The following is a 26,528-nucleotide window of genomic DNA, read 5'->3' on the forward strand; positions in this document are numbered from 1 at the left end:
ATATTTCCCTGCCTTATTTAAAAAATATTAGCTCTATACAACAGCTTTAATAATCGTTAAGATAATTCCTATTAAAAAGCCGCAAATTGCTCCATTTACTCGGATCCATTGTAAATCTTTACCTATATTATTTTCCATTATATCGATAAGCGTTTCGTTATCCAGCTTATCAAGGTTTTCTTTTACAAGAATGCCTATTTTGGAATGGTTTTTGTTAATAATATTGAAAATTTGTTTTTGAATCCAATTTTCAATGCTATCGATTTTTTCAGGAGCCTCTTTCATTCTATCTATGATGTCTCTAATAAATGTAAGTACATATTGATCTATAAATTCTTCACTTTCGATAAGTAGCATCAATTTATTCTGCAGCTTCTTCAACATCACTGTAATTTGATCAGTTGGGCTCCAGTCATTTACGAATGTATTCTTCCATTCATTTAGTTCAGATACCAGTTCTTTTCTATCTAGCACACTTTCTAACTCATTTTGAATTCGAGAAAGAATCAATTGCCTATATGGATTATCCTCCTTTTGAAGGAGAATGATTCTTTTCAAAATAAAGGGTTGAAGCATATTCCCAAGCTTTTCCTCATTAATAAAATTACTAAAAGAGCTAAGGGCTAACTTTAAAAAGCCATCCGCTTCCGTATTATCAAGTAATTGTTTCGCCGTTACCCCTATTTTCATTTTTGTTTCTTCTTTCGCTATCCACTTTTCAGCCTCAACCAGAATATAGTCCAAGGCTTTTTCATCCAAATTTCGATTTAAAGCTTGATTGACGAGTGATTGAAGTAATTTCTTCACATCTAAAGTAAGAATGTATTCCTTTAGCTCCTTTTCAATTAAAGGGGCTATTTTTTCTAAATTTACATGATTGATTGTCTGATGAAGAATAGAGCTAATCCACTTTTTAAAGGAATCCGAATATAATTCCATCTCTGCAACCTGTATTAATTTTTCTGCAATATGAAATTGTTTCATTTTCTCCTGAATACTTTCTTTTGTCAGCCAATCATTTTCAAGCATGGAAATAAGAGCTCTGGTCATTCTATCACGGTTTTTTGGTAGTAATGCAGTATGTGGAATCGGAATACCAAGGGGATGGCGAAAAAGAGCTGTGACGGCAAACCAATCTGCCAGCCCTCCTACCAAACCCGCCTCAAAACCTCCTTGCAATAATCGGACAATAAAAGATTCTTGGAAAGGAATCGTTAAGATAAATCCTGCCCCCATAATTCCTAATGAAATTCCTGCAAAATATTTTGATTTTTTTTGTTGTTTTGACATAGTATTTTCCCTCGGATATAAATTGAATTTCTTTTATCAATATCTTACCACTTTGATAGCCATTTACTTATAAAAAAATTCCATTTCCTTATGATACGATTCATCTTTCTTACTGTGATAAATATTTCATGTAATTTAAAACGGATTTCAATAGATGTCTCCTCTGCTTTACCACTATATTTGGTAAGCACAATAATAATGGCATTTAATTTAAGCTGCCTATGGGGATTGGCAGTTGCCGAGATTAATTATATACTTACTATATATTTTAATTAGTAAATATTATATTAGGCTGTGATCATATGTCAAAAAATAGTCAAATGCACAATGTTGAAATCATTATGAGAGAAATGCTTGAAATACAACAGAAGTCTAAGATGTTTGTAAATCTGCTCTCTGAAGGAGAGTCGCTATCCCAAAGCCAGCTTATTCTTCTTCTTCAGCTGAAATTCAATGAGGGAATGAAAGCAACTGAAATTGCTGATTTTTTCAATGTAACCCCTGGAGCTGTTACATCGATGTGCGACAAACTAGAAAAATTGAATTTAGTACAACGGGTAAGAGAAAGTGAAGACCGACGAGTCGTGAAAATGATCTTAACGAATAGTGGTGAAGTTAAGGTCGAAGAATTATTTTTAAAATTTTCACAAGAAAAGCTAACAGATATAGCGAAAGTATTAATAGATGTGAATAAGTTAATGAGTACAATTTTTTAAGGATTTCATAAAGTTGAAATCCTTTTTTTATTGTCCAAATACGGCATAATTTTTTGTTCTTGACAAAATAAGGATGAATATATTTTAATTAATATATGTTTTAGTAATTAAAATATATATTAATTAAAATATGGTGGTGTTTATGAATGATAATTGAACAAGCTCAAAAGCTACGCAGTATAACCCTTACAAATGGCAATATCAAAGAATTAGCTTCAGAATGTGAAGTATTAAAAATTCGTGGCTCCGTTGCTTTATACCAAGAAGTACGCTTAAAAGAAATCTCTACTCATGGACATAGTTCTTTTCATGCTCATGTTATAGCAGATGTTTTAAAAAATACTGGATCATGTGTCATAAAAGACCGTTGTGAGGTTAAAGAAATTTCGAATGCAGGTAATTTAAAGATGAGGACTGTTCAAACAACCAAAATTACCAGTACAGGAAAGCTGACAATCGAACAAATTCTTCATGCCGAACAATTTGATTCCATCGGATTTGTTCTTGCGAAGGAAATACAGGCAAATCACTTTCAGTTAAAATTGTCAGGTGAAAGTAAAATCGAAAGGCTTATCACGGATGAAGCATGTGTAGAAAAGGATAAGATATCTTTATCTTTATTTAAAAAAAAGCTGACTTGCAAATATATTAAAGGGAAAAACCTGCAGCTTTCCTATACAGATGCGGAAATTGTCGAAGGGGATGTTGTAGCAATCGGAAAAAATTGTCATATCCAAACACTTTATTATAAAGAAAGCTATACAATCTCTCCAGACGCTAAAGTACAGCATATCATAAGGAGTGAAAAGGAATGAAAATAAAAAAAATGATACGGACCTTTTTGTGCTCGTTAACAATCCCTGTCCTATCCGTCCTATACGCTGGACTGATTTTGAGTGCGTTAATCTCAGTACTTGCTGGCATATTACGAACAGTCGGCTTTGAACAAATTAAAATGAGTATTTGGCATGGCATTGATCTTCCTGTCGCTTTAAGTATTCCTGTCTCACTTGTTGTTTCAATCTTTTTAATCATTGGTTCGCTTTATGTAAAACGTTCCATTAAATTTTGTGTTACGAATCTTAGATTTTAAGAAAGGGGATTAACCTGTATATTACTTACAGTCTTCAAACGCGGTTAACTGAGAGAAATAATGAAAAGCAAATGGATTCGAGAATCTTTTATCAATTGCCGAGTCCATTTGCTTTTTCTTTTTATTTCCCTGCTTCAATATAATAATTATATTATTCTTCTATTAAAATATATGGGGTTGGGACGGTAAAGGATTACGATACAAATAGCCAGACTTCTGCGCTGGCAATTTATACTTTCTTTAACGTACAAAATAAGAGTAAAAGGACGAGGAACCTCGTCCCTTTTGAATGTTTTAGAACGGTTCTGACGATCACTTTATTTAAATCATACGAATTGTTATAATACCCTCGATCTCGTTGATTTTTTCCTCCAAACTAGGAATGATATCGCCGTTTACTTTATTATCAATGTCAATGATCGTATAGGCGTAATCCCCTCGGCTCCTGTTAACCATGTCAGCGATGTTCAATTGATAGTTTGATATAGCAGATGTGATCTTGCCAACCATGTTTGGAACATTTTGGTGGAAAGCTGTCAAACGACGCTTTCCTGTATAAGGGATGGAAGCGTTTGGAAAATTTACTGAGTTTTTAATATTACCTGTTTCAAGAAATTCCCTTACCTGACGAGCCGCCATGATGGCACAGTTTTCCTCTGACTCTATCGTAGAAGCACCAAGATGAGGGATTGGAACGGCATTTTTCATTTTTAACACATTCTCATTCGGGAAGTCCGTTATATACTGCCCTACTTTTCCACTTTCAAGTGCAACCGCCATATCCTTTTCATTCACAAGCTCACCACGAGAGAAGTTCAAAATATGAACACCTGGTTTCATGATGCTAAAGGATGCTTCATTGAACATTCCTCTTGTATCATCGGTTAGCGGAACATGTACAGTGATATAATCAGAGTTAGCAAACAACTGTTCAATCGTCAAAGCGCGCTGTACATTGCGGGACAAGTTCCAAGCTGTATCAACAGAGATAAACGGGTCAAACCCAATCACATCCATGTCTAAATCGAGCGCATCATTCGCTACAAGCGCACCAATTGCACCTAAACCGATTACACCGAGAGTTTTCCCCTTAATTTCTTTTCCAACAAATTGTTTCTTTCCTGCTTCTACAAGCTTAGGAATTTGTTCTCCTTCATCTTCTAATGTCTTTACCCAGCCAACACCAGCAAAAAGATTACGAGATGAAGCCATTAATGTAGTTAACACAAGTTCTTTTACTGCGTTCGCATTCGCTCCAGGGGTATTAAAAACTACAATTCCACGTTCTGTGCATTTGTCGACTGGAATATTATTGACACCCGCTCCAGCGCGTGCTATGGCCTTTAAATGATTGCCGAACTCAATTGTATGCATATTAAAACTGCGAACAACAATAGCATCAGGGTTTTCACTGACATTGTCGATTGTATATTGATCTTTATTAAATACATTCAATCCGTTTTCTGCAATATTATTTAACGTTTTTATTGTTTTTACTTTTATTTCAGTCACTGTGTTCATTTTCGTTTTCTCCTCTTTAAATATAATAGTTTTTTATATCTACTAAAGAAAACTCGCTGATTGGCGAGCCTTGGAAAGGCGAAGACAGAGGCGTAGTTGCACTTATCGCGCTCATACATGCCACGTCCTGTGGCATTCGCCCGACTAGGACATCCTGTCCGTCGTACTTAATTCCTAAAATTGGGAACTGCGTCGGATCACCTTCTGCGCTGGCAATTTATACTTTCTTAAAGTGTAAAAAAAGAGACTGGTGTTCTCCAATCTCTTTAGACGTCAAAAAAACAAATAGGTATTAATATTTGTCTCTCTTCTGTCCTTTTGCCTGAGATTTTGAACCCTTCGGCGCTGCTGTTAAACTGCATTCTCTCCAGAAGCTGCTCCTGTTATAGTGTGATCCATAACAATCATAGCATCTATTATTTAGTTTTTAGTTAGCGGAATATCCAAATAAATATATTGTATTGATTCGCCTCCACGATCCCCCTTATAAACATAAAGAGGCAAGGAAAACTTTCCTTACCTCTGCCCAGGCGAACGGCTACTCGACACTATGTGCTCCCCCACGGTTATCCGTTTTCGCCAGTCACACATAGTCTTTTCATTTGTTTTATCTTATCAGATCCTCTATCAACCTTCAACCTAAAATTTTCAAATAATTAATTCGTTTATCCCCGCTCGCAAATTGTCCCTTTTCCATCACAACGCCAATTGCTTTGAGCATTTCAGGTAAATTGGCGGTATCTCTAAGATTGCGGCTTTTTTTTTGTCATTATGACAGGTATTATCGGAATGATACTCGGCACTTGATTATTTTTTATCTATTAGAAATTTAGGGAGTATTTGGTATTTTTATAGTAATATAAGATGAAAGGGACTGCATATTTCATTTATTTTTATTAAAAAGTGAAAGGAGTAAAAAGGTTACTCTTAGGGGGATGTTTATGAGAGCAGAGAAAGTATTAGTCGTTGATGATGATCAGGATATCAGGGAGGTCTTGAATCTTTATTTAAATAATGAAGGCTATATAGTAATTATGGCAGAGAGCGGTGAGAAGGCACTTACTCTTTTTGAGGAGCATGATTTTGACTTAGTTTTATTAGATGTAATGATGCCAGGAATGGATGGTTTTGAAACATGTCAGTCCATACGAAAAAAATCAAATATTCCTATTTTGTTTTTGAGTGCGAAAGAAGATGATATCGATAAAATCTTAGGCTTACGAATCGGCGGAGATGATTATATAACTAAACCTTTTAGTCCAGCTGTGTTAGTAGCAAAAATAAAAGCATTATTAAGAAGAGCTAGGCAAAGCCGTTTTGATAATAGTGAAGAACAGCAAACTCGGGAAAACCCCATTCTCCATTTTCCCGACTTGACTATTGATATGGAGAAGTGTGTCGTAAAAAGAGGAAGAGAAAAAGTCACCTTACCTGCTAAAGAATATCAATTATTATGCGTTTTAGCTAGGAATGCTGGCAGAGTATATAGTGTCGAACAACTTTTTCAGCTCATTTGGGGTGAGGATAGTCTCGGAGATAATCGAACCGTGATGGTACATGTTAGTAACTTAAGAAAAAAAATTGAGACAGAACCTGCAAAACCTAAATATGTGCAAACCGTGAGAGGAATAGGCTATAAGTTTAACGATGCTTTTGAATAACTGAGGAGTGATTTCTTAAAATTTCTTTTATTTCCGATAAGGAAATACCTAATGCTTTTGCTTTGATGATAAGGGATAGCCATTCTTTATCTAGGTTTACCTGATTCAATTTCTCAGTAGAAGGCTTTCGATCATACAAATACTTTTCCTTCATATTGACCTCCAATATCTAATTTATATTAAAAATAGATTAGTATATATACTATAAGAACTGTATAAATTCACTTTAAGTTTTATTAAAGTTTTGCCAAAGGATGAGGAAATTGATAAATCTATCTGGATATAAGCGATTAAAACAAAAAGATGCTGACCAATTCGCAAAATATTACATGGGCTTTTCCTCCATAGATCACCATTATGTCATTATTCAAAAAGTAATTGAGCCTTCTCTCTTATCTTCATATGATTTTGAACATTTACAGAAAGAAGCTGAATTGATTTCTGAAATGAATCATCCAAGTATTGTCCCACCTATGCGACTAGAGAAAAAAAACAATGAGATTTTTCCTGTTTATGAACCGTTTAGAGGTGTCCCTTTTAAAAAATATGTATATACACAAACCTATTCATTAAAAGAATTTTTTGTTTTAGCTATTCAATTATGTGAAATTGTCGAAAATACTCATGATAAAGACTTTATGTTTCTTCATTTAAACCCGTATAATTTCATGGTCAATACTGAAAAACAACAAGTATTCTTATTAGGAATTTTCAATTCTATAATAAAAGGGAAAACTTTAAAAAGTAACCGAATGAATAAAATACTTCCTGCTTGGGAAATTGCTTATATCTCACCTGAATTAACAGGGAGAATGAATGTCCATGCGGATTCCCGCGCTAACCTTTATACACTAGGGATTATTTTCTACGAAATGCTGACAAAGCAATTGCCCTTTGCAGCTGCAGGTCTTTCAGAAACTATCCACTCTCATTTAACACGGCTTCCAAAATCACCTTCAGAATTCCAACTTGAAATCCCAGAAATTATTTCTACTATCATTTTGAAGCTCTTAGAGAAATCACCCGATGAACGTTATCAGTCAGCTAATTCATTAAAGAAGGACCTCGAGCATTGTTATCATGAATATTTAAAAACAGGCTGGGTCAAAAATTTCCCTCTTCGTATATTAAACAAACAGACAAGCGAAAGAAAAAATACTCTTTATGGCAGAGAGCAGGAATTAAATATTTTAACTGAAGGACTGCAACATGTATTAAGCGGCCATCAAAAAACCGCTTTTATCTTTGGAACTTCTGGAAGCGGAAAGACTTCTCTGGTATACGAAATGCGAAATAGTGTCATAGAAAATAGGGTAATCTTTTTAGAGGGAAAATTTGATCAACTACATAGATATATTCCTTATACGCCAATTATTCAAGCCTTCAAAACATGGATTCGCATTATTTTATCAAAGGGAGAAGCAGAACTATCTATCTGGAAAACAAAAATTCTACATGAACTAGGGCCAAATGCTAGTTCACTATCATTTCTTCTGCCTGAAATAGAATGGATCATCGGAAACCAGCCGATTATTGAGGGTCTATCATCATTTGATAATCACAGCCTCTATTTAATCATGTTTCATAAATTGATTAAACTTATTTCAGATGATTGTCCGCTTATATTTTTTATTGATGACCTTCAATGGGCTGATGCTGCATCATTAGAGTTAATTTGTTATTTAGTCACAAATAATCATTCAAATCGAGTATATATCATGATTGCATATAGAGATGGAACTGATCTCCATGAAAATAAACCGGTAAATGATGCATTGAGAAATATTCTTGCAGTTCATGATGACAATATCGTCATCCCCCTTCAACCCCTTACAGAAGAACAAATTATGCAATGGATATGTGTTCACTATGATATTGAGAAAGATAGCAGCAAAAGTAAACAGTTATCTTCGATTATTTACAAAATTACAGCTGGAAATCCATTTTTTATTACACAAATTTTCCGAAGCTTATCAAGAGAAAAAATTGTCCAAGCTGATGGGACCGCGCATAAGATTCATTACACAGTGTTAAAAGAGCTATCAATAAATGAAGACATTGTCAGCTATGTTATAAGCCGAATAAAAAAGCTTCCACAAAAAGAACAGGAAATACTAAAAGCTGCTTCATGCTTTGGCCAAAAAGTAGATGGCAATAAATTAGCTGCTGTATTGAATATGGATAATCAATTAACAGATCATTTACTTTTAGCTGCTGTAAATAAAGGTTTTTTAGTTTTGGTTAATGAAAATAATCAGAATGAAAAAGCAGACTTTTTATTTATCCATGATCGAGTGCAGCAAGCATTGTATTCGCTCCTAACATTAGATGAAAAACAAATTATTCATTTGAATATTGGCAGGCATTTAAAATCGAACGGAAATACCCATTTAGATAAGGAAGATTTATTTGAGGTTGTTTCCCATTTAAATTTTAGCGACCGGTTATTGTTAGTTGAGGAGCGGAAGGAACTGGCATCCTTAAATGCGGTATCGGGTAATGAAGCGATAAAAGCAGCTGCATTTCAAGCGGCCTACGTCTACTTTTCCCATGCGAGGAAGCTTTTGCATGAAAATTCATGGAAAGAAAACTATGCTTTAACCTTTCAAATAATGAAAGGGTTAGGAGAATCGGCTTATTTAAATAGCAAGTTTGATGAAGCTGAGCATGCATTTAATGAGGTATTAGAAAAAGCCCATACAAAAGAAGAAAAAATAAAGTTATATAATATGATGATCAAATTATTTACTCATTTACATCGAGTAAATGAAGCTGTAGACGCTGGTCTTAAAGGCATGCAATTATTCAGTTGGAAAATTAAACATAATCCAGGTAAGACTGATATTGCAAAGGAGCTTTTACTTATTAAGCTTTCTCTTATAGACAAAAATCCTGCATCCCTTCTCGATTTACCAGAAATGAAGGAGGAATCGAAAAAATTATTTCTGCAAACACTAATTAATTTAAATGCGCCGTCATTCCATGTAAATCAAAACCTTTCAACGTACTTAATGCTTAAAGCATTTCAATTCACACTAAAATATGGTAAAACAGACACTTCTAGTTTAGTATTTAATAATTTCTCGCTTATTCAAAGTGCAGGTTTTGGAAATTTCACTGCCAGTTATGAATACGGAAACCTTGCTATAAAGCATGTTGAGCAAAGCAATAGAATAGATTTAAAGGCAAGGGTATTTTTTGTATTCGGAACATTTGTTAACCATTGGAAAAACCCGCTTTACAAAAATCTTGATTATTTACGAGAATCACAGCATTATAGTGTGGAATCTGGCAATATTCATTTAGCAGGGGCAACAAGCTCCTTCATCATTATGACTCTTCTCTTAAAGGGAGAGAGGCTTGAAGATGTATTGGCAGGGGTCAATACACAGCTGGAATTTGTTAAAAGTATTAATTATCGAATATCTGTGGACTTTATTAATGAAATGAAGCATTGGCTTGAAGTGCTAATGAATCAGGATATTAAGCCGGATTTTGATATGCCTATTACTAACAATGATCAGTCTGGAGACGTTATTCATTACACATTAAGACTGCAAATGGCATTTTTATTAAATGAAGAGGCGCATGCAAAAAAAATACTTGAAAAGCTGACACGTTTAATTAATAAAACGAATGTCCTTGTCATCACACCAGATTATTATTTTTACCATACATTATGGCTTTGTCGTTTTTATAAGAATTCGAATTCAGCAGAAAAAAAAGTTTATATTCGGACGATGAAGAAACATATCAAAAAAATGAAAAAATGGTCAAAAAATTCACCCGCAAATTATCAACATAAATATCTTTTAATGAAAGCAGAGTTTTTGAAAGTTTTGGAAAAAAGCAAGGAAGATATCGCTGGACATTATGAAAAAGCGGCCCATTATGCTAGTGAGAATGGTTTTATACAGGATGAGGCAATTACTTATGAATGTATTGGTCATTTTTATATGAATATTGGTTATAGGCAATTAGGTCATTATTATCTGAAAATGGCATACGAACAATTTCTAAATTGGGGAACAATTAGAAAAGCAGAAGATCTTAGTAGCCAATACCCAGGATTAAGTCCGCATATTAGAGAAGAATCGTCCAAAGGATTAAATCTCGATGCGCAAACAATAATTAAAGCAGCGCTAGCAATTTCAAAGGAAATCAATTATGAAGAATTAATGGTGGTCATGATGAAAATTATGATTGAAAATGCTGGTGCAGAAAAGGGGTATTTATTTCTTAATGAAGAAGCCAAGTTAAATCTTGCTATACAAGGCGATTTACAAAAAATATCTATTCTAGATTATCCATTGGTCATCAATGATTTACATCATGAAATTCCCCTGCAGCTTATTCATTATGTTCATAAAACGGAAGAGCCAATTGTACTTGAAAATGCAAGTAAAATAGGATTATTTACAGAAGACCCATATATAAAATCAAAAAAACCGAAATCAGTACTCTCGTTGCCAATTAAGTATCAAAATCTGCTAATTGGAATTTTATATTTAGAAAACAATATGATTTCTCACGCATTTACAGAAGATAGAATACAGATACTTATGATTCTTTCTTCACAGGCTGCTATCTCAATTTTCAATGCGCGAGTTTATATGATGCTTGAAGATAAAGTGAAAGCACGTACAGTTGACCTTGAAGCTGCGATAAGCAACCTTGCCGAAGCCAATAAAAAACTTGAACAGGAAGAAACGCTTAGACGCGACTTTTTAGCAAATATTTCACATGATCTCCGCACTCCAATAACATCCATTCAAGGATATATTGAGGCATTAATTGATGGAATAGTAGAAACACCTGACAAACAATTAATTTATTTAAAAAGAAGCAGGGATCGTATAATCTCCTTGAATCATTTAATTCAAGATTTATTCGATTTATCTCAGCTAACATCAGGAAATATTCATTTCTTAATGGAAAATGTCGCTGTTAACAAACTCTTCCACCATCTTAGCGGACAATATGAATGGGACGTTAAGAAAAGTGGCCTAGATTATATCATCACCATTCCAAATTTAACAGATCAGTACTATCCATTAGTTTATGTCGATATTAGAAGGATCGATCAAGTGATTTCCAATTTAATAAACAACTCAATAAAATATACAAAAGCGGGAAAAATTCAACTTGAATTAATCATCGATGATACATCGGATTATGTAACCTTTGCCGTACATGATTCAGGAACCGGGATCGAACCGAATGATATAGAAACCATTTTTAACAGATCCTATACAAAAAAAGGTCAGGCCAAAGAGACAGGACATGGTTTAGGCCTCGCGATCTGCAAAGAAATTATAAGAAAACATTGCGGAGAAATTTGGGCAGAGAGTGAAGTAAGCAAAGGAACTTCCATTTACTTTACTCTTCCAAAGATAAAAATAGATGAAGATGAATTGCTGTCTACACCTTTAATCTTCGACAAACAGAAAAAATTAAATAGTTTTCAAACTTAGACTGTGAACCTGTCCCCACTAGCTTCTCACAGGTTCCAGAATTAGTAAATTAATCAAAGTATTTTGTAGACATATACATAAAAGCTCCTATTGTAGAAATGTTGGATGTTTGTTCACACAAGCAAACTTTCTACAATAGGAGCTCCCAAAAGTATTTCTAATGTTAAGTCAAAAGACTGTTATACCTCAATGTTTATCATTATTACCTACTGAAAATTTAGTTTGTTTTGCACTTTTCAAAAAGCCCTTTTTCTTTAAGAACCTTAATCAGTGTCTCTCCCATTACAGATGGAGTATCTGCCACTTCAATTCCACATTCATTCATGACGCGAATTTTTTCTTCTGCTGTTCCTTTACCACCAGATATAATGGCTCCTGCGTGTCCCATTCGTTTTCCTGGCGGTGCTGTGCGTCCGCCGATAAATCCGACTACAGGCTTCGTCATATTGGCTTTCACCCATTCAGCAGCTTCTTCTTCAGCAGAACCACCGATTTCTCCAATCATAATTACTGCGTATGTTTCTGGGTCTTCATTGAAGGCTTTTAAAACATCAATAAAGTTTGTGCCGTTTACCGGATCACCACCGATCCCTACTGCTGAGGTTTGTCCAATTCCAGCCTGTGTTAACTGATGAACCGCTTCATAAGTTAAAGTACCAGAACGAGATACAACCCCCACATGGCCTTTCGTATGGATGTATCCAGGCATGATGCCAATCTTACACTCATCAGCACTGATCACACCAGGACAGTTCGGACCGACAAGACGTGTCTTCTTTCCTTCCATATAGCGTTTTACTTTAACCATGTCCAGTACAGGAATATGTTCAGTAATACAGATTGTAAGATCAAGCTCTGCGTCAACTGCTTCCATAATCGCATCAGCGGCAAATGGAGCTGGGACATAAATAACTGACACTGTAGCACCAGTCGCTTGAACTGCTTCTTTCACTGTATTGAATACTGGAACTCCTTCTAGTTCAAGGCCACCTTTACCTGGAGTCACACCACCAACAATTTTTGTACCGTACTCAAGCATTTGTTTTGTATGGAATAGTGCAGTTGAACCTGTTATCCCTTGAACAATGACTTTTGTATTTTTATTAATAAATACACTCACGTCAAATTCCCCTTTCTGATATCCAGTTAACCCACTAATGAAACGATTTTTTGGGCACCGTCAGCCATAGATTCAGCTGCAATGATGTCAATATCTGATTCAGCTAGAATCTTCTTGCCTAAGTCAACATTTGTCCCTTCTAGACGAACGACTAGAGGTACTGTTAAGCCAATTTGTTTTGCTGCTTCGACAACACCTGTTGCAATGACATCACACTTCATAATTCCACCAAAGATATTAACAAAAATACCTTTTACGTTTGGATCAGAAAGGATGATTTTGAATGCTTCTGTTACCTTTTCAGCTGTAGCGCTGCCCCCAACATCAAGGAAGTTAGCTGGCTCTCCTCCGTAGTGCTTTACAATATCCATTGTGGACATCGCTAACCCCGCGCCATTAACCATACAGCCGATATTTCCATCTAAAGCTACATAACTTAAGTCATGTTTGGAAGCTTCAATTTCCTTTGCATCTTCTTCTTCCAAATCACGAAGATCCATTATGTCTTTGTGACGATATAGTGCGTTGGAGTCGAAGTTTAACTTAGCATCCAGTGCCATTACTTTCCCATCACCAGTGACAACAAGCGGGTTGATTTCAGCGATGGAGCAATCCTTATCAATGTAGGCATTGTATAAGCCCATCATAAATTTAACAGCCTGTCCAACAAGAATGCTTGGTATGTTGATATTAAAAGCAATGCGGCGTGCCTGGAAGGCAGTTAATCCAACAACAGGGTCAATTTCTTCCTTAAAGATTTTTTCCGGCGTCTTTTCAGCAACTTCTTCAATTTCCGTTCCGCCTTCTTCAGAGGCCATCAAAACAACACGTGATGTAGCACGGTCTAATACTAAGCCGACATAGTATTCTTTTTGAATATCACAGCCTTCTTCAATCAGTAACCGTTTTACCTCTTTACCTTCAGGACCCGTTTGATGTGTAACAAGCGTTTTACCTAAGATTTCATTAGCATAAAGCCGAACTTCCTCAAGGTTTTTGGCAACCTTAACACCACCAGCTTTACCGCGTCCACCAGCATGGATTTGTGCTTTAACTACACAAACCTTTGTTCCAAGCTCTTTTGCCGCTTCAACTGCTTCATCAACAGTAAAAGCTACCTTTCCGTTTGGAACCGATACACCATATTGTCTGAGGACTTCTTTTCCTTGATATTCATGGATATTCATATTATGCCTCCTTCAAAAAGTAAGACTTTCTATTCTTATGCTTCTAAAAGTAATTTTTCTGGGTCTTCAAGAAGTTGTTTTATTCTCACTAGAAATCCAACCGCTTCTTTTCCATCTACAATACGGTGGTCATAAGAAAGTGCAAGATACATCATAGGTCGAATTTCAATTCTTTCATTATCTACAGCGACAGGTCGGTTTTGAATAGAATGCATGCCCAATATACCAACTTGTGGAGCATTTAAGATTGGTGTCGATAATAAAGAACCAAATGTACCACCGTTTGTGATCGTGAATGTACCACCTTGAAGATCGGATAAAGCAAGTTTTGATTCTCTTGCTTTCAATGCTAAACGTCCAATCTCTTTTTCAATTTCAGCAAAATTTAACCGGTCTGCATCTCGTACAACTGGAACAACTAAGCCATCAGAAGTAGAAACAGCCACTCCAATATCATAGAATTTCTTAACGACTAATTCATTTCCTTGAATCTCTGCGTTTAATAACGGATAGGCTTTTAGAGCACTGACGACAGCTTTTGTAAAAAACGACATAAATCCTAGTTTTACATCATGCTCTTTCACGAATGCGTCTTTTCTTTTCTTTCTTAGATTCATAACAGCAGTCAAATCTACTTCATTGAATGTTGTTAAGATGGCAGCTGTATGCTGGACTTCTACAAGATTTTTGGCAATGGTTGCACGACGGCGAGACATTTTTATTCTTTCTACTGGTTTGCTATCAGTTACAGCTGGTTGCGGTGCTGCCGCAGGTGCTGTGTTTGCAGCTGGACGACCTTCTGATACATGGTTCGCAACATCTTGTTGGCGAACTCTTCCTAATGGATCGACAGTCGATACATTTTGTAAATCAATTCCGCGTTCTCTCGCTAATTTCCTTGCCGCAGGGGAAGCAATCACATCGCTTGAAGATTCAGTAACTGCTTCTACAACAGGCGCTGTTTCTGGAGTTGCTTTTTCTTCAACTGTTTTTTCTTCATTTGCTTGTGGTGCAGGACTGCTAACTCCACTTTCATCAATAATAGCGATCGTTTCCCCAACATTTACGTTATCGCCTTCTGCTTTTAATTGTTCTTTTAATACACCACTAAATTCCGAAATAATCTCCACATTTACTTTATCTGTTTCAAGCTCTAATAGATAATCACCTTTTGAAACTTGATCACCTGGTTGTTTTAGCCATTGAGCAATAGTACCTTCTGTAATGGATTCAGCTAATTCTGGAACGACTATTTCTGCCATCTTCTTTACACATCCTTTAATAAATATGAATTTCCAATGGATTAACAAGTTCAAAAATCAATCCGTCAGCTTATGCTTTTCGTCTTTCGCAAAAACAATTAAATACTTACCGCTTCTTTCGTTGGTGTTAATGCTTCATTGATGATTCTTTGTTGTTCGTTTTTGTGAATAATTGGATCTCCCTCAGAAGGGCTGGACATTTCTGGTCGACCAGCATAGGAAACTTTAATTTGATCTGACACTAAACGTACTAACTTTGGTGCGATATAGCTCCATGCACCCATATTTTTTGGTTCTTCCTGAGTCCAGATCACTTCTTTTAGGTTTTTATATTTGCCCATTAAGGTTCTAATTTGCTCTTCTGGGAATGGATACAATTCTTCAATTCTAATAATATCTAACCAGTTAAAGGCTTTTGAATCTGCCACATGATCTGATAATTCAACTGCAAGTCGACCTGTACAGAATACAATTCGCTCTACTTGTTCTGGTTTGCTTCCTAGCCCTGGTTGTTCAATAACCGGTTGGAACTGACCATTTGTAAATTCCTCTAAATACGCTCCAGCAGAAGCATTACGTAATAAGCTTTTTGGAGCCATTAAGACTAAAGGTCTTACTTCATCTGTATTTAATATCGCTGCTTGTCTTCTCAAAATATGAAAATATTGAGCTGAGGAAGACAGATTCGCAACAGTCCAGTTATTTTCAGCTGCCATTTGAAGGAAACGTTCTAATCTAGCACTAGAATGTTCAGGTCCTTGGCCTTCATAACCGTGTGGCAATAAAATGACCATTCCTGATTTTTGACCCCATTTGGATTGACCAGCCGAAATAAATTGGTCAATGATGACTTGTGCACCGTTTGCAAAATCACCAAATTGTGCTTCCCAAAGTACAAGCGTTTCAGGTGAAATAACATTGTAACCGTATTCGAAGCCTAGAATTGATACTTCCGAAAGTGAACTATTATGAACAGCAAAGGATGCATTTGATGTACTAATTGCATGCAATGGGCAATATTTTTCACCCGTTTTTTCATCCGATAAAACAATGTTTCGGTGGGAGAATGTACCTCTCTCAGAATCTTGTCCAGTTAATCGAATCGGAGTGCCATCCTTCAAGATCGTTGCAAAAGCTAACGCTTCAGCATGCGCCCAATCAATCGTTCCTTTTTTCTCAAAAACTTCTAGTCTACGACTCAATATTTTTTGCAGCTTGCCGAACACGTTGAAGCCTTTAGGCCATTCTAGAAGCTCGGCATTAATATTTGTTAAAGTTGCTTTATCGACAGTAGTATCTACTTTTGGAATTTCATGATGATGTTCCGCTTGTAATTCTGCAATCGAACGAACTTCTGAAGCTTCTTTATCAATATTTTTATACGCCTCTGAAAACATCGTTAATACGGTTGTTTCAATTTCTTTTATTTGCTCTTCTGTCATTGATTTTTCATTTAATAGCTGCTGCTTATAAACAGCTGTAATCGTTGGATGCTTTCGGACAATGTTATAGGTTACTGGGTTTGTAGCCATTGGTTCATCCATTTCATTGTGGCCCATTCTTCTGTAACCAATTAAATCAACTAAAACATCTTTTTTGAATGTTTGACGATATTCGAATGCTAAGCGCATGACTGCCAAGCTTGCCTCTGGAGCATCAGCATTGACATGAAAAACAGGTATACTATATCCTTTCGCCATATCACTGGAATATCTTGTTGATCTTGAATCTTCACTCTCTGTTGTAAAGCCAATGCGGTTATTCCCAATAATATGAATGGTTCCACCTGTTTGATAAGCTTTTATTCTTGAATAATTCAAGGTTTCTGATACAACACCTTGGCCTGGGAAAGCGGCATCTCCATGCACCAATAGTGCAAGTGCTTTAGATACATCTTGCTTCGGATAACCTTTTTCAGAACGATCATCTTGAGCTGCTCTTGCATAACCTTCTACTACTGAACCTGCAAATTCCAGATGGCTTGGGTTATTTGCTAAGGTGACTTTAATTTTTTTATCCTGGATTTGTCTGTTCTTTACAGCCCCCATATGATATTTAACATCACCTGTACTGCCCTTTGTTTCCGAATAATCAGGATTATCGTTCACCCATGTTGAATGTTGGAACTGGGAAAACATAGCTTCATACGGTTTTTCCAATACATGTGCAAGGACATTCAATCTACCTCTATGTGCCATCGAGATCATGACGTTTTCAATTCCATCTTCTGCTGATAAAGCGACCAATTCTTCAATGGAAGGAACAAGCGTTTCTAATCCTTCAACAGAAAAACGTTTTTGCCCAACATACGTTTTTTGAATAAATTGTTCAAATCCTTCTGCTTTATACAACTTGCTTAAAAGATCCGCTTTTTTTGCTGTTGAAAAGGATAATGCACCATCATTATTTTCAATTTTGCTTTGAAGCCATAGTCTTTCTTCTGGTTCAACATGCCCGATTTCGAAACCGATATGGCCCGTATACACGTCCATTAAATATTGAATCGCTGCTAACCCATCCGATAATTGTCCCTTCTTCTCTGGACAAATCAGTTCTGCTGGGATTTCCCTCACGTCTTCTTCTGTTAGACCATAGTAAGACAAAGCGAGTAAATTGGATGGAGCTTGTTTTTCTAATGGATAAATATTTGCTTCTAAATGACCATTTGTGCGAATATTTTCCGCTAGTTTCAATACATCTACAAGCTTCTTCATTTTATTCATAACGAATGTCGGTGAATATCCTTGCTGTGGTCCTTCTTCATTATTTTGGGTCATTTCTAATTGTGGTTCACCCCACGCCGCAAATAACCCTTGTAAGCTTTCGTCCACTAAATTCGTATCAGTCAAATACAGATCATACTGTTCTAACAAATAACCTAAGTTAGGTCCAAAGACATCATGCCACGAGCTAGTTTTGTTATTCATACTTTGACACCCCTTATAATTATGTTAACGATTTAAAAGGAAGTTTGAACTTTTCCTCTTTCTTAGAGCAAACCTACCCATTGCCAGTACGTTAAACTGAAAATGACAATTAAGGCATAACCTACGATAGTAATTGGAATACCTGATTTCAAAAGGTCTTTTGTTGTAAAGGCACCTGTTCCATATGCAAGCATATTTTGTGGTGCACTTACTGGTAATAAAAATCCAAAGCTAATAGCAAATTGTTGAATTAACACAAGCCCTGGTCCATTAAAGGACGTTGGTTCCATTGATGCCACGAGTGCAATAACAATTGGAATAAAAGCTGAAGCTAAGCTTGTTGCACTAGCAAAACCTAAATGGATTAAAATGTTAAATAAAGTTAGAATCATGATGATAAAAATAAGTGGCATACTGGTTAATCCAACAGCTTCTAATGTATTTTCTGACAACCATGATGCACCTTGAGTTTGTAATAATACAGTTCCTAACGAAATTCCGATTGCAAATACGATAATCGTTCCCCACGGAATTTTACTTTCAACTTCTTTCCAAGAAAAAATTCCAATACCAGGGAAAAGCATATAAGCAACTGCCGCAATGGTAACAGTAGTAGAATCAAATGGATGTAGGATTCCTTCTGTTGCCCAAAGGACTAATAGTACGAGTGAAATAATGATTAATCGTAATTCTTTTGTTGAAATCTTACCTAATTCCTTTAATTGAGCACTGATAATTTCTTTTCCGCCTTCTAATTCTCCAATTTCAGGCTTAATGAGCTTGTTCATAATAAAGAATAAGAAAATGGACATGATGATGGACCAAGGTGCTGCGTATATAAACCATTGTCCCCATGTAATATTAGAACCAAATGCTTGTTCCATAAAACCTAAGCCAACCATGTTTTGCGCAGCTGCCGTTTTAATACCAATGTTCCAGATAGAAATGGATTGAACGGCTGTTATGATAAGTAAAGCTGCCAATCTACTTGTTTTTGGAAGACTGAAAGCTGCTACAATTCCCATTAGAATCGGAATGATTGTTCCTGCACGTGCTGTTGCACTTGGTACGAACAAAGCAAGAATGATACTAACTAAAATTGTTCCAAAAACTAAACTGCTCGTTTTTGTCCCTACTTTTGACATAATGAATAGGGCCAGACGTTTATGCAAACCTGTTATTTCCATGGCTGCAGCGATGAATAATGCTCCTGCCACAAGTCCGACAGCCGAAGAGCTAAATCCGCCAAACGCTAGTTTTAATGCACCTTGACTAGTATAAGTGACGGATGGATCCTCGATCGTTGGTGAAAGTCCTATACAAACCGTAATGAGTACAACGATAATGGCAGCACTTACTGGGTACGACACCGCTTCAGTCACCCAAAGAATGACTGCTAAAGCTAAAATTGCTAGTGCCCTTTGTCCTGCAATCGGAAGACTTTCAGGATTTGGAAGCAATATGATAATAAAAAATACTGCAAATGCGAGGCAAATAGATATCAATTTTTTCTTTTCCAACTTATTCCCCTCCTTTTTTACTTACAATACTATTGTAAAATAAAAGAAAACGATGAAAGCGTTTTACAAAGTTACATATCACTTTCATAAGTTACAGAAGTCATAAATAGTTCATCTTAGACACATTTGCTTATGCCAACGAACGATTTATCGTAGATTAACTAACAATCAGTGGGGGATGAGTGCAGACTAAGTACGCGACGTCGTGTCGCAACATCTGCACTAGCACATCCTGTACGTCGGAAAACCCCCACTGATTGAGTTTCAATTTATCATTTTACAATGTGGATAGGGTGTCCAAGCTCGACTTCTGCTGTTTCCATTACAATTTCCCCTAGAGTTGGGTGGGCATGAATGGTTAAGGCCAAATCTTCAGCTGTTAATCCTGCTTCAATCGCTAATGAAAGCTCAGCAATCATATCTGAAGCACTCGGTCCAATAATTTGTCCTCCAATGACAACTCCATTATCTTGTCGTGTAATCAGTTTAACGAAGCCTTCTGTTTGGTTGAGGGCAATCGCTCTTCCATTAACTGCAAATGGGAATTTCGCACTCTTAGCATCAATTCCTTTTTCTTTCGCACTCTCTTCCGTAAGACCGACAACCGCTATTTCTGGTTCTGAGAATACAACAGCTGGTATACAAGTATAATCCACAACTGCCTTTTCTCCCGCAATCGCTTCAGCAGCCACTTTCCCTTCATAGGAAGCTTTGTGGGCAAGCTGCGGTCCAGCTACAATGTCCCCGATTGCATAAACATTTTGTACGGAAGTTCTGCATTGCTTGTCCGTTTTTATGATTCCTTTAAGATCGATTTCTACACCAATTTCTTGTAAACCGATTTGATCTGTATTCGGTTTTCTTCCAACGCTCACAAGTAGATAATCTGCTTGCAATGTTTTTTCTTCTCCATTTATTTCAAACGTAACCTCTACTGCTTGATCTGCCTCTTTCGCACCTTTTACGAAAGCTTTTGTAAAGATCTCAACACCTTTTTTCTTCATGTTACGCTTCACAATAGAAGTAATCTGACTATCCATTCCACCCAGTAGATCACTCTGTCCCTCTAAAATTGTTACTTTTGTACCGAAATTAGCATAGACTCCAGCTAGTTCGATTCCAATTACGCCTCCGCCAACAACGACTAAACTCTTCGGAATTTCCTTTAAATTTAATGCACCTGTCGAATCAATGATTCTATTAGAAAATTTCATAGTTGGCAGTTCGACTGGACGTGATCCTGTTGCCACAATCGCATGTTTAAAACGAATTGTTTTTTCTCCTTCACTGCTGCTAATCTTCACTGTATTCGCATCAGCAAAAGTAGCCGTACCTTTCTCGATTTCAACTTTATTTCCTTTTAAAAGCGTTCCGACTCCACCTGTTAACTTTTTGACAACACCATCTTTGAAAGCTTGGACCTTTGAAAAGTCTACCTCGACCTTATGAACTGAAATACCAAATGCATCTAGATTTTGAGCTTGATGAAAGTGATGGCTAGCTGTAATCAATGCTTTTGATGGAATACAGCCTACATTTAAACAAACCCCTCCAAGGTTCTCTTTTTCAACAATCGTAACTTTTTGTCCCAGCTGTGCAGCACGAATCGCTGCCACATATCCTCCTGGACCAGCCCCAATTACAATTGTGTCTGTTGAATGAAGTTCATTTGTGTTCATATTTCATCCTCCTAATACATTTATTTTGTTCACAAGAGCGGTCTATAATGAAACGCTTTCAAATCATTAGTAAAATATCATTCATGTGAACAAATAATAGAATCCTATTTCCGTTCTAAATGTAAATAAAATATTCTAGCATTTCTAGAATACGTAAATAAAGAAAGTGATTTGTAATTATCGAAAGGAAGCATACGTTTTCCTATCACGATGAAGTCACATATACTTTGCTCAACATTTCACTTACTTTAATTACATAAATTATGTTAATTACATTTTATTTTTGTTTAAGACAAATTAACTTATGATGGATTTGTAAGAAACAGCCGGCTTAAAATTTTTTATAGGTATTTGTGAAAAAGTTCACAAATGAATCGATTTGGAGGAAAAATCCATGAATATGTTTGAAATTATTCAGACAACGCTTACTGACAAGAATATTCAAAGTGCCATTACTTCAACAATCTTTATTATTCTACTAGGCTTCTTTTGTCGTAAAAAAGGCATTTTTAATGATCAGATTGGAAAAATGCTATCAAAGGTCGTATTAACCGTTGCATTACCTGCTATGGCCTTCACATCCTTTTTGATGGATATTGATCAAAAAACTTTATCTGAAGGAATGAACATTTTAATTTGGGGACTACTTATTTACATTATTTTAATTTTTGTATCTAAACCTATGTATCTTAAATATAAAGGGGACAAGCAAGATACCTTGCGTGTTTTAACCATTTTTGGTTCAACAACCTTCTTTGGTATTCCTATTGTAGGTGCTATATACGGACCTGAGGGTGTTCTGTACGCGTCCATTTTTAATATTGGATATCGAATTTTTCTATATTCCTATGGTTATATCAAAATGAGTGGACTAAAAATGGAAGCAAAAAATATAAAAGAAATGTTTTTAAATCCTATTGTCATTGCTACCTTTCTAGGACTATTCATTTGGATGTTCCAAGGCTATCTGCCTCAAGTGGCCGTTGCAGCTGCTGATGGAACAATATCCAATTTTGGATTTTTACGAATCGACCAGACTGCCGTTTGGTTATATAAACCTATGACTTATTTATCTGGACTCGCTTCACCACTTGCTTGGCTTTCTATCGGAGCAACACTCGGTGCTGTCAATTTCAAAACAGCTATAACAGATCGTACATCTTTATTCTACAGTGTAAACAAAATTGTATTCGTTCCTATTATCAATATTGTTATTCTCGCGATTCTATCACTAACAGGAATTCTGCCGATGAGTGCTGTTAGCTTAGGGGTTATTGTCATTATGATGGCGACACCAACTGCTACTGTAGCAGCTGCCTATGCAATTAGTTTTGATAAGGATGCACTTCTTGCTTCTAATGCGTCTTTGCTTTCAACGATCACTGCCGTTGTGATGATTCCAATATGGATTGTCGCCATTAATTTAATTAGTAGTACAGGAATATTTGGATAAATCTATATTAAACTTCCCTGTTGATTTCCGCTGCAGGCACTAAGCGATCGCGGGCGGCCCGCTCCAATCAACAACAAAATAGCATTATCAACACTGAGCTTTAACACAGTATATAACAAAGGAGAAATGGATCATGACATTAAAAGTAGCTTGTTACGGAGTTAGGGAAAATGAGGTACCGTTTTTTAATCAATTAAATAAGTATCATTTTGAGCTAGTCTTGATTGAAGATTTACTTAGACATGACAATATAGATACTGCTATCGGGATGGATGCTGTTTTATTAAGAGGAAATTGCATAGCAGATGAGGAAAACATTCTAAAATTAAAAGAATACGGTGTAAAATATTTGTTCACACGTACGGTTGGCTATAATCATATTGATTTGCAAGCAGCAGCAGATTACGACATGTATGTTGCAAGGGTTCCTTCTTACTCTCCAAATGCCATTGCAGAGCTATCATTAACTCTTGCCATGTCATTATTAAGACATACTACCTATACGACAACAAAAACAGCGAATAAAGATTTCACAGTAGATAAAGCTATGTTTAGCAAGGAAATCAGAAACTGTAAAGTTGGTATTATTGGAACTGGTAAAATTGGGTTAACGGAAGCGAAACTTTTTAAAGGACTTGGTGCTGAAGTTCTTGGATATGATTTATTCCAAAGCGATGCAGCGAAACAAACGGTTACCTTTATGGATTTGGACGATTTATTAAAAGAAAGTGATATCGTAAGTATTCATGTACCTTATATTCCGGGAGAAAATGAAAAGATGGTCAATGCTGAATTCATTTCAAAAATGAAGGATGGAGCCATTCTCATTAACACTGCTCGGGGTGAACTTCAAGATAATGAAGCCATTCTGAAAGCCATTCAATCTCGTAAACTAGAAGGCTTTGCAACAGATGTATTTGCGAATGAAGAAAAAATATTCTTCCAAAAATTTGACAATACAACAAAAAGCTTAGATCCAACTGTACAGGCACTGCTGGAATTATACCCTCGTGTCCTAGTGACACCTCATATGGGATCGAATACAGATGAAGCACTTACCAATATGATTGAAACAAGCTTTGAAAACCTACATGATATTATCACAAAAGGGCACACAGCCAATGCTGTCCCTTTACCAAAAAAACGAGATCTTGTTACTAAGGGCTGATTACTATTTCCATGAAAAAGGGTCAAACTGTATTAAGTTTGACCCTTTTTAATTATTTAAAAGACATGATTAAATGCTCTTTCTCAGGAACGATATGAAATACCATAATCGGTCGTCCAACTGCTAAATACTTTAATTCTTCACTTAAATAACCAATCTCATTTAAATACTGCAAGTACTTTTTGGTTGAAATACGTGATAAATCAACGGTTTTCGCAATATCCTCTGTTGAAAAATACCCCTTTTGATCCACTACCACATGAAGAATTTTTTTTAAGGTTAGTTTTGATAATCCTTTAGGCAATGTTGAATGCAATTCATTTCCGGCAGGATGTAAACATGAAGGACCTCTCTCTTTTATTAATATTTGATCTAACGTATCCTGATCCGTTTTTTCTAACTTAGTAGTTAGTGAGTGGTATTGGAGAAAATTCTCTATGGCTAGTTCAAATCTTTCATATGAAAAGGGTTTAATTAAGAAATCAATCACACCATACTCTAGCGCTTTCTTAATGGTTGGTATGTCGTGAGCGGCTGTAATCATAATAATGGGTATTGAAAGCTGTTTTTGACGTACTGATTGTAAAAAATCAATCCCCGTTTCTCCTGGTAAATAGACATCCAGTAAGATTAAATCAGGAATATCCTCATTAATGACATTCCATAGCTCCCCAATACTGCCGACAGTAGCCACAATATGAAATCCTTCAAACCGCTCAATAAATTGCTGATTGATCATTGCAACCATAGGGTCATCTTCAACTATGATAACTTTAATCATCTATGTTCCTCCGTTTATAAGGTACTTCCATTCGAAAGATACTTCCATTCCCTACTTCTGATTGTACATCAACTAGACCATGATATTGTTTGACAATTGATTGAATTGCATCCAATCCATAACCCCTAGCCCCGCCTTTTGTTGAAAAACCTCTCTCAAAAATCCTTTCCATCAACCCTTCATCCATGCCTATTCCTGTATCCTTCACTTCAATTAAGATCACTTCCTCCTCCTCATCATAGTGAAGAAAGATCGTCGATTGTTTTATGGATGTTAACGCCATAGCCTCTTTGGCATTATCTAGTAAGATCCCCATTGATAAAAGCAAATCATGAAGCATCTCACCCATTTTTATATTTGGAAAATAAGAATCTGAATCTATTGTTAACTTGACACCTTGCTCCTTTAACTCGCTTGTTTTCCCAAGTAAGAAGCCTGCAACGGCTGGGCTTTTAACTTTATCTGATACAAACCCTATCTCTCGGTGATAATCAGCATTTAATACACGAATAAAGTGAGCGACATCTTGATATTTTTCCAATTCAATTAATCCTAAAATCGTATGCAATTGATTCATAAATTTATGATTTTGAGCACGCAGGGTATCAATATATTGTTCAGTTCCACTAAGCTCTCGAATAAGCTGTTGCATTTCTGATTGATCACGTAAAGTTGCTACCGCTCCATAGATCCTATTCTCTATATAGATAAGCTGAATATTAACGATGAACTCAAACTGATTCACTACAATGACATGATTGGAAATGGACTTTCCTGTTGTAAATACTTCACAAAAAAACGTTGAAAAGATATCTTTATCGAGATATCCATCTTTCATATTGTCCCCAGTAAACTTGGCATTCTTTATGAGTTTTGTAAAATTTAAATTTTGTAAAAGGATTTTTCGATCTGGCGTAACAGCAATGATCCCTTCACCTACTGAATCGATAATAATATCGCGTTCCTTAATATTGGCCACGATCTGCTTAGGTTCAAGTCCTAATAAAATTTTCTTTAATTGCTGTGCTAAATATAGTGCCCCCAATATTCCCACAAAAAGCCCAAATCCTAATCCCAATAACAGGTTTTTCTGTGCATTCCATAGTTCTTTATTGATTGTTTTCTGAACATAACCAACACAAACAATTCCAACTTGCTGGCCTTCTTTATTCCATATAGGTGTAAAGAAACGCGTACCCTCTCCTAGCACACCAACTTGCCTTGAAAAATGCTCAGAACCGTCTAATGATTTTTTGGCATCCTCTATATTTGAAAAAGGTTTTCCTATGACACTTTCATCTGGATGTGATTTTCGAATAAGCTCATTATTGAGCACAACAACAAAGCTAACACCTGTCGATTCCATCACTTCCAATGTGTAGTCCTGTATAGCTGAACTAGATGAATCATTTTCAACCTCATTTATGACACGGGGATCTTTTGCAACCATTCTACCAATATTCTTTAATTTTTCTTTTACAACATTGTTTTCTCGTTCCAACACATATAAATTTAAAAGAGTGGCACATGCGATCAACGAAACGATGACTGACATTAAAACTAGTAATGTCGTCATTTTTTTTAATGATAATTTAGACATCCATTTATTCATAATCATATTTAAAATCCTTCAGTTTAATTTACTACTATTTTAGCAATATTCTATTGCCCCTTCT

Annotated in this window: 18 protein-coding genes and 2 riboswitches; of the genes, 7 read left to right on the top strand and 11 right to left on the bottom strand. The window is 36.0% G+C overall.

Translation table 11 applies throughout. From position 1 onward, the window contains the following. Nucleotides 1-33: 33 nt before the first annotated feature. The gene (locus tag FSZ17_RS22805; protein WP_057772532.1) at nt 34-1,290 is read right to left on the bottom strand and encodes a DUF445 domain-containing protein; all 1,257 of its coding nucleotides are present in this window, start codon (nt 1,288-1,290) and stop codon (nt 34-36) included. A gap of 302 nt (nt 1,291-1,592) precedes the next feature. On the opposite strand from FSZ17_RS22805, the gene FSZ17_RS22810 reads away from it, so the two are divergent. The 3 genes from FSZ17_RS22810 (at nt 1,593) to FSZ17_RS22820 (ending at nt 3,099) form a co-directional block, all read left to right on the top strand. Further along, entirely contained in the window at nt 1,593-2,006 is a 414-nt protein-coding gene (locus tag FSZ17_RS22810; protein ID WP_057772530.1) for a MarR family transcriptional regulator, read from the top strand. A gap of 146 nt (nt 2,007-2,152) precedes the next feature. Further along, nucleotides 2,153-2,821: a hypothetical protein gene (locus FSZ17_RS22815; protein WP_057772528.1), complete on the top strand. Its 669-nt coding sequence runs from the start codon at nt 2,153-2,155 to the stop codon at nt 2,819-2,821. Then, nucleotides 2,818-3,099, top strand: a complete 282-nt coding sequence (locus tag FSZ17_RS22820; protein WP_057772526.1) for a hypothetical protein — start codon at nt 2,818-2,820, stop codon at nt 3,097-3,099. Before FSZ17_RS22815 ends, FSZ17_RS22820 begins: the two co-directional genes overlap by 4 nt. Before the next feature lie 321 nt (nt 3,100-3,420). Here the strand turns inward: FSZ17_RS22820 and FSZ17_RS22825 are convergent, their stop codons facing one another. Then, a complete protein-coding gene (locus FSZ17_RS22825; protein WP_057772524.1) occupies nt 3,421-4,620 on the bottom strand; it encodes a phosphoglycerate dehydrogenase in 1,200 nt (399 codons plus the stop codon). Between the two features lie 300 nt (nt 4,621-4,920). After that, nucleotides 4,921-5,001: riboswitch (glycine riboswitch) on the bottom strand. A gap of 136 nt (nt 5,002-5,137) precedes the next feature. Beyond that, nucleotides 5,138-5,217, bottom strand: a riboswitch (ZMP/ZTP riboswitch). A gap of 344 nt (nt 5,218-5,561) precedes the next feature. Here FSZ17_RS22825 and FSZ17_RS22830 point away from each other — a divergent pair. Next, the gene (locus tag FSZ17_RS22830) at nt 5,562-6,281 is read left to right on the top strand and encodes a response regulator transcription factor (RefSeq protein ID WP_057772522.1); all 720 of its coding nucleotides are present in this window, start codon (nt 5,562-5,564) and stop codon (nt 6,279-6,281) included. Here the strand turns inward: FSZ17_RS22830 and FSZ17_RS22835 are convergent. Next, nucleotides 6,262-6,435, bottom strand: a complete 174-nt coding sequence (locus FSZ17_RS22835; protein WP_146846584.1) for a MerR family DNA-binding protein — start codon at nt 6,433-6,435, stop codon at nt 6,262-6,264. The two genes, FSZ17_RS22830 and FSZ17_RS22835, sit on opposite strands and share 20 nt — an antisense overlap. A gap of 109 nt (nt 6,436-6,544) precedes the next feature. Between FSZ17_RS22835 and FSZ17_RS22840 the strand changes: the two genes are divergently transcribed. Then, nucleotides 6,545-11,755 (top strand): AAA family ATPase, encoded by a 5,211-nt coding sequence (locus tag FSZ17_RS22840; RefSeq protein ID WP_057772520.1) that lies wholly within the window; start codon nt 6,545-6,547, stop codon nt 11,753-11,755. Nucleotides 11,756-11,972: 217 nt separating this feature from the next. On the opposite strand, the gene sucD is transcribed toward FSZ17_RS22840, so the two are convergent. The 6 genes from sucD to lpdA form a co-directional block, all read right to left on the bottom strand. Continuing rightward, nucleotides 11,973-12,875, bottom strand: a complete 903-nt coding sequence (gene sucD, locus FSZ17_RS22845; protein ID WP_057772518.1) for a succinate--CoA ligase subunit alpha — start codon at nt 12,873-12,875, stop codon at nt 11,973-11,975. 26 nt (nt 12,876-12,901) lie between these two features. After that, entirely contained in the window at nt 12,902-14,062 is a 1,161-nt protein-coding gene (sucC, locus tag FSZ17_RS22850; RefSeq protein WP_057772516.1) for an ADP-forming succinate--CoA ligase subunit beta, read from the bottom strand. 35 nt (nt 14,063-14,097) lie between these two features. Continuing rightward, nucleotides 14,098-15,324 (bottom strand): 2-oxoglutarate dehydrogenase complex dihydrolipoyllysine-residue succinyltransferase, encoded by a 1,227-nt coding sequence (gene odhB / locus FSZ17_RS22855; protein ID WP_057772514.1) that lies wholly within the window; start codon nt 15,322-15,324, stop codon nt 14,098-14,100. A gap of 98 nt (nt 15,325-15,422) precedes the next feature. After that, nucleotides 15,423-18,251 (bottom strand): 2-oxoglutarate dehydrogenase E1 component, encoded by a 2,829-nt coding sequence (locus FSZ17_RS22860; protein ID WP_057772512.1) that lies wholly within the window; start codon nt 18,249-18,251, stop codon nt 15,423-15,425. 62 nt (nt 18,252-18,313) lie between these two features. Next, nucleotides 18,314-19,771: a DASS family sodium-coupled anion symporter gene (locus FSZ17_RS22865; protein WP_057772510.1), complete on the bottom strand. Its 1,458-nt coding sequence runs from the start codon at nt 19,769-19,771 to the stop codon at nt 18,314-18,316. Between the two features lie 272 nt (nt 19,772-20,043). Further along, nucleotides 20,044-21,450 carry a dihydrolipoyl dehydrogenase gene (gene lpdA, locus FSZ17_RS22870; RefSeq protein ID WP_057772508.1) on the bottom strand — a complete coding sequence of 469 codons (1,407 nt, stop codon included), beginning with the start codon at nt 21,448-21,450 and terminating at the stop codon, nt 20,044-20,046. Nucleotides 21,451-21,844: 394 nt separating this feature from the next. On the opposite strand from lpdA, the gene FSZ17_RS22875 reads away from it, so the two are divergent. Both FSZ17_RS22875 and FSZ17_RS22880 read left to right on the top strand, forming a co-directional pair. Continuing rightward, nucleotides 21,845-22,903, top strand: coding sequence for an AEC family transporter (locus FSZ17_RS22875; protein WP_057772505.1), 1,059 nt, complete (start codon nt 21,845-21,847; stop codon nt 22,901-22,903). Between the two features lie 133 nt (nt 22,904-23,036). Further along, nucleotides 23,037-24,071, top strand: a complete 1,035-nt coding sequence (locus tag FSZ17_RS22880; RefSeq protein ID WP_057772503.1) for a 2-hydroxyacid dehydrogenase — start codon at nt 23,037-23,039, stop codon at nt 24,069-24,071. 52 nt (nt 24,072-24,123) lie between these two features. On the opposite strand, the gene FSZ17_RS22885 is transcribed toward FSZ17_RS22880, so the two are convergent. Then, nucleotides 24,124-24,852 carry a response regulator gene (locus tag FSZ17_RS22885; RefSeq protein ID WP_057772499.1) on the bottom strand — a complete coding sequence of 243 codons (729 nt, stop codon included), beginning with the start codon at nt 24,850-24,852 and terminating at the stop codon, nt 24,124-24,126. Continuing rightward, nucleotides 24,845-26,470 (bottom strand): ATP-binding protein, encoded by a 1,626-nt coding sequence (locus FSZ17_RS22890; protein WP_082625261.1) that lies wholly within the window; start codon nt 26,468-26,470, stop codon nt 24,845-24,847. The genes FSZ17_RS22885 and FSZ17_RS22890 overlap by 8 nt, the downstream gene beginning before the upstream one ends. Nucleotides 26,471-26,528 lie beyond the last annotated feature (58 nt).

Source organism: Cytobacillus dafuensis (genome assembly GCF_007995155.1).
GTDB classification, from domain to species: Bacteria; Bacillota; Bacilli; order Bacillales; family Cytobacillaceae; genus Cytobacillus; species Cytobacillus dafuensis.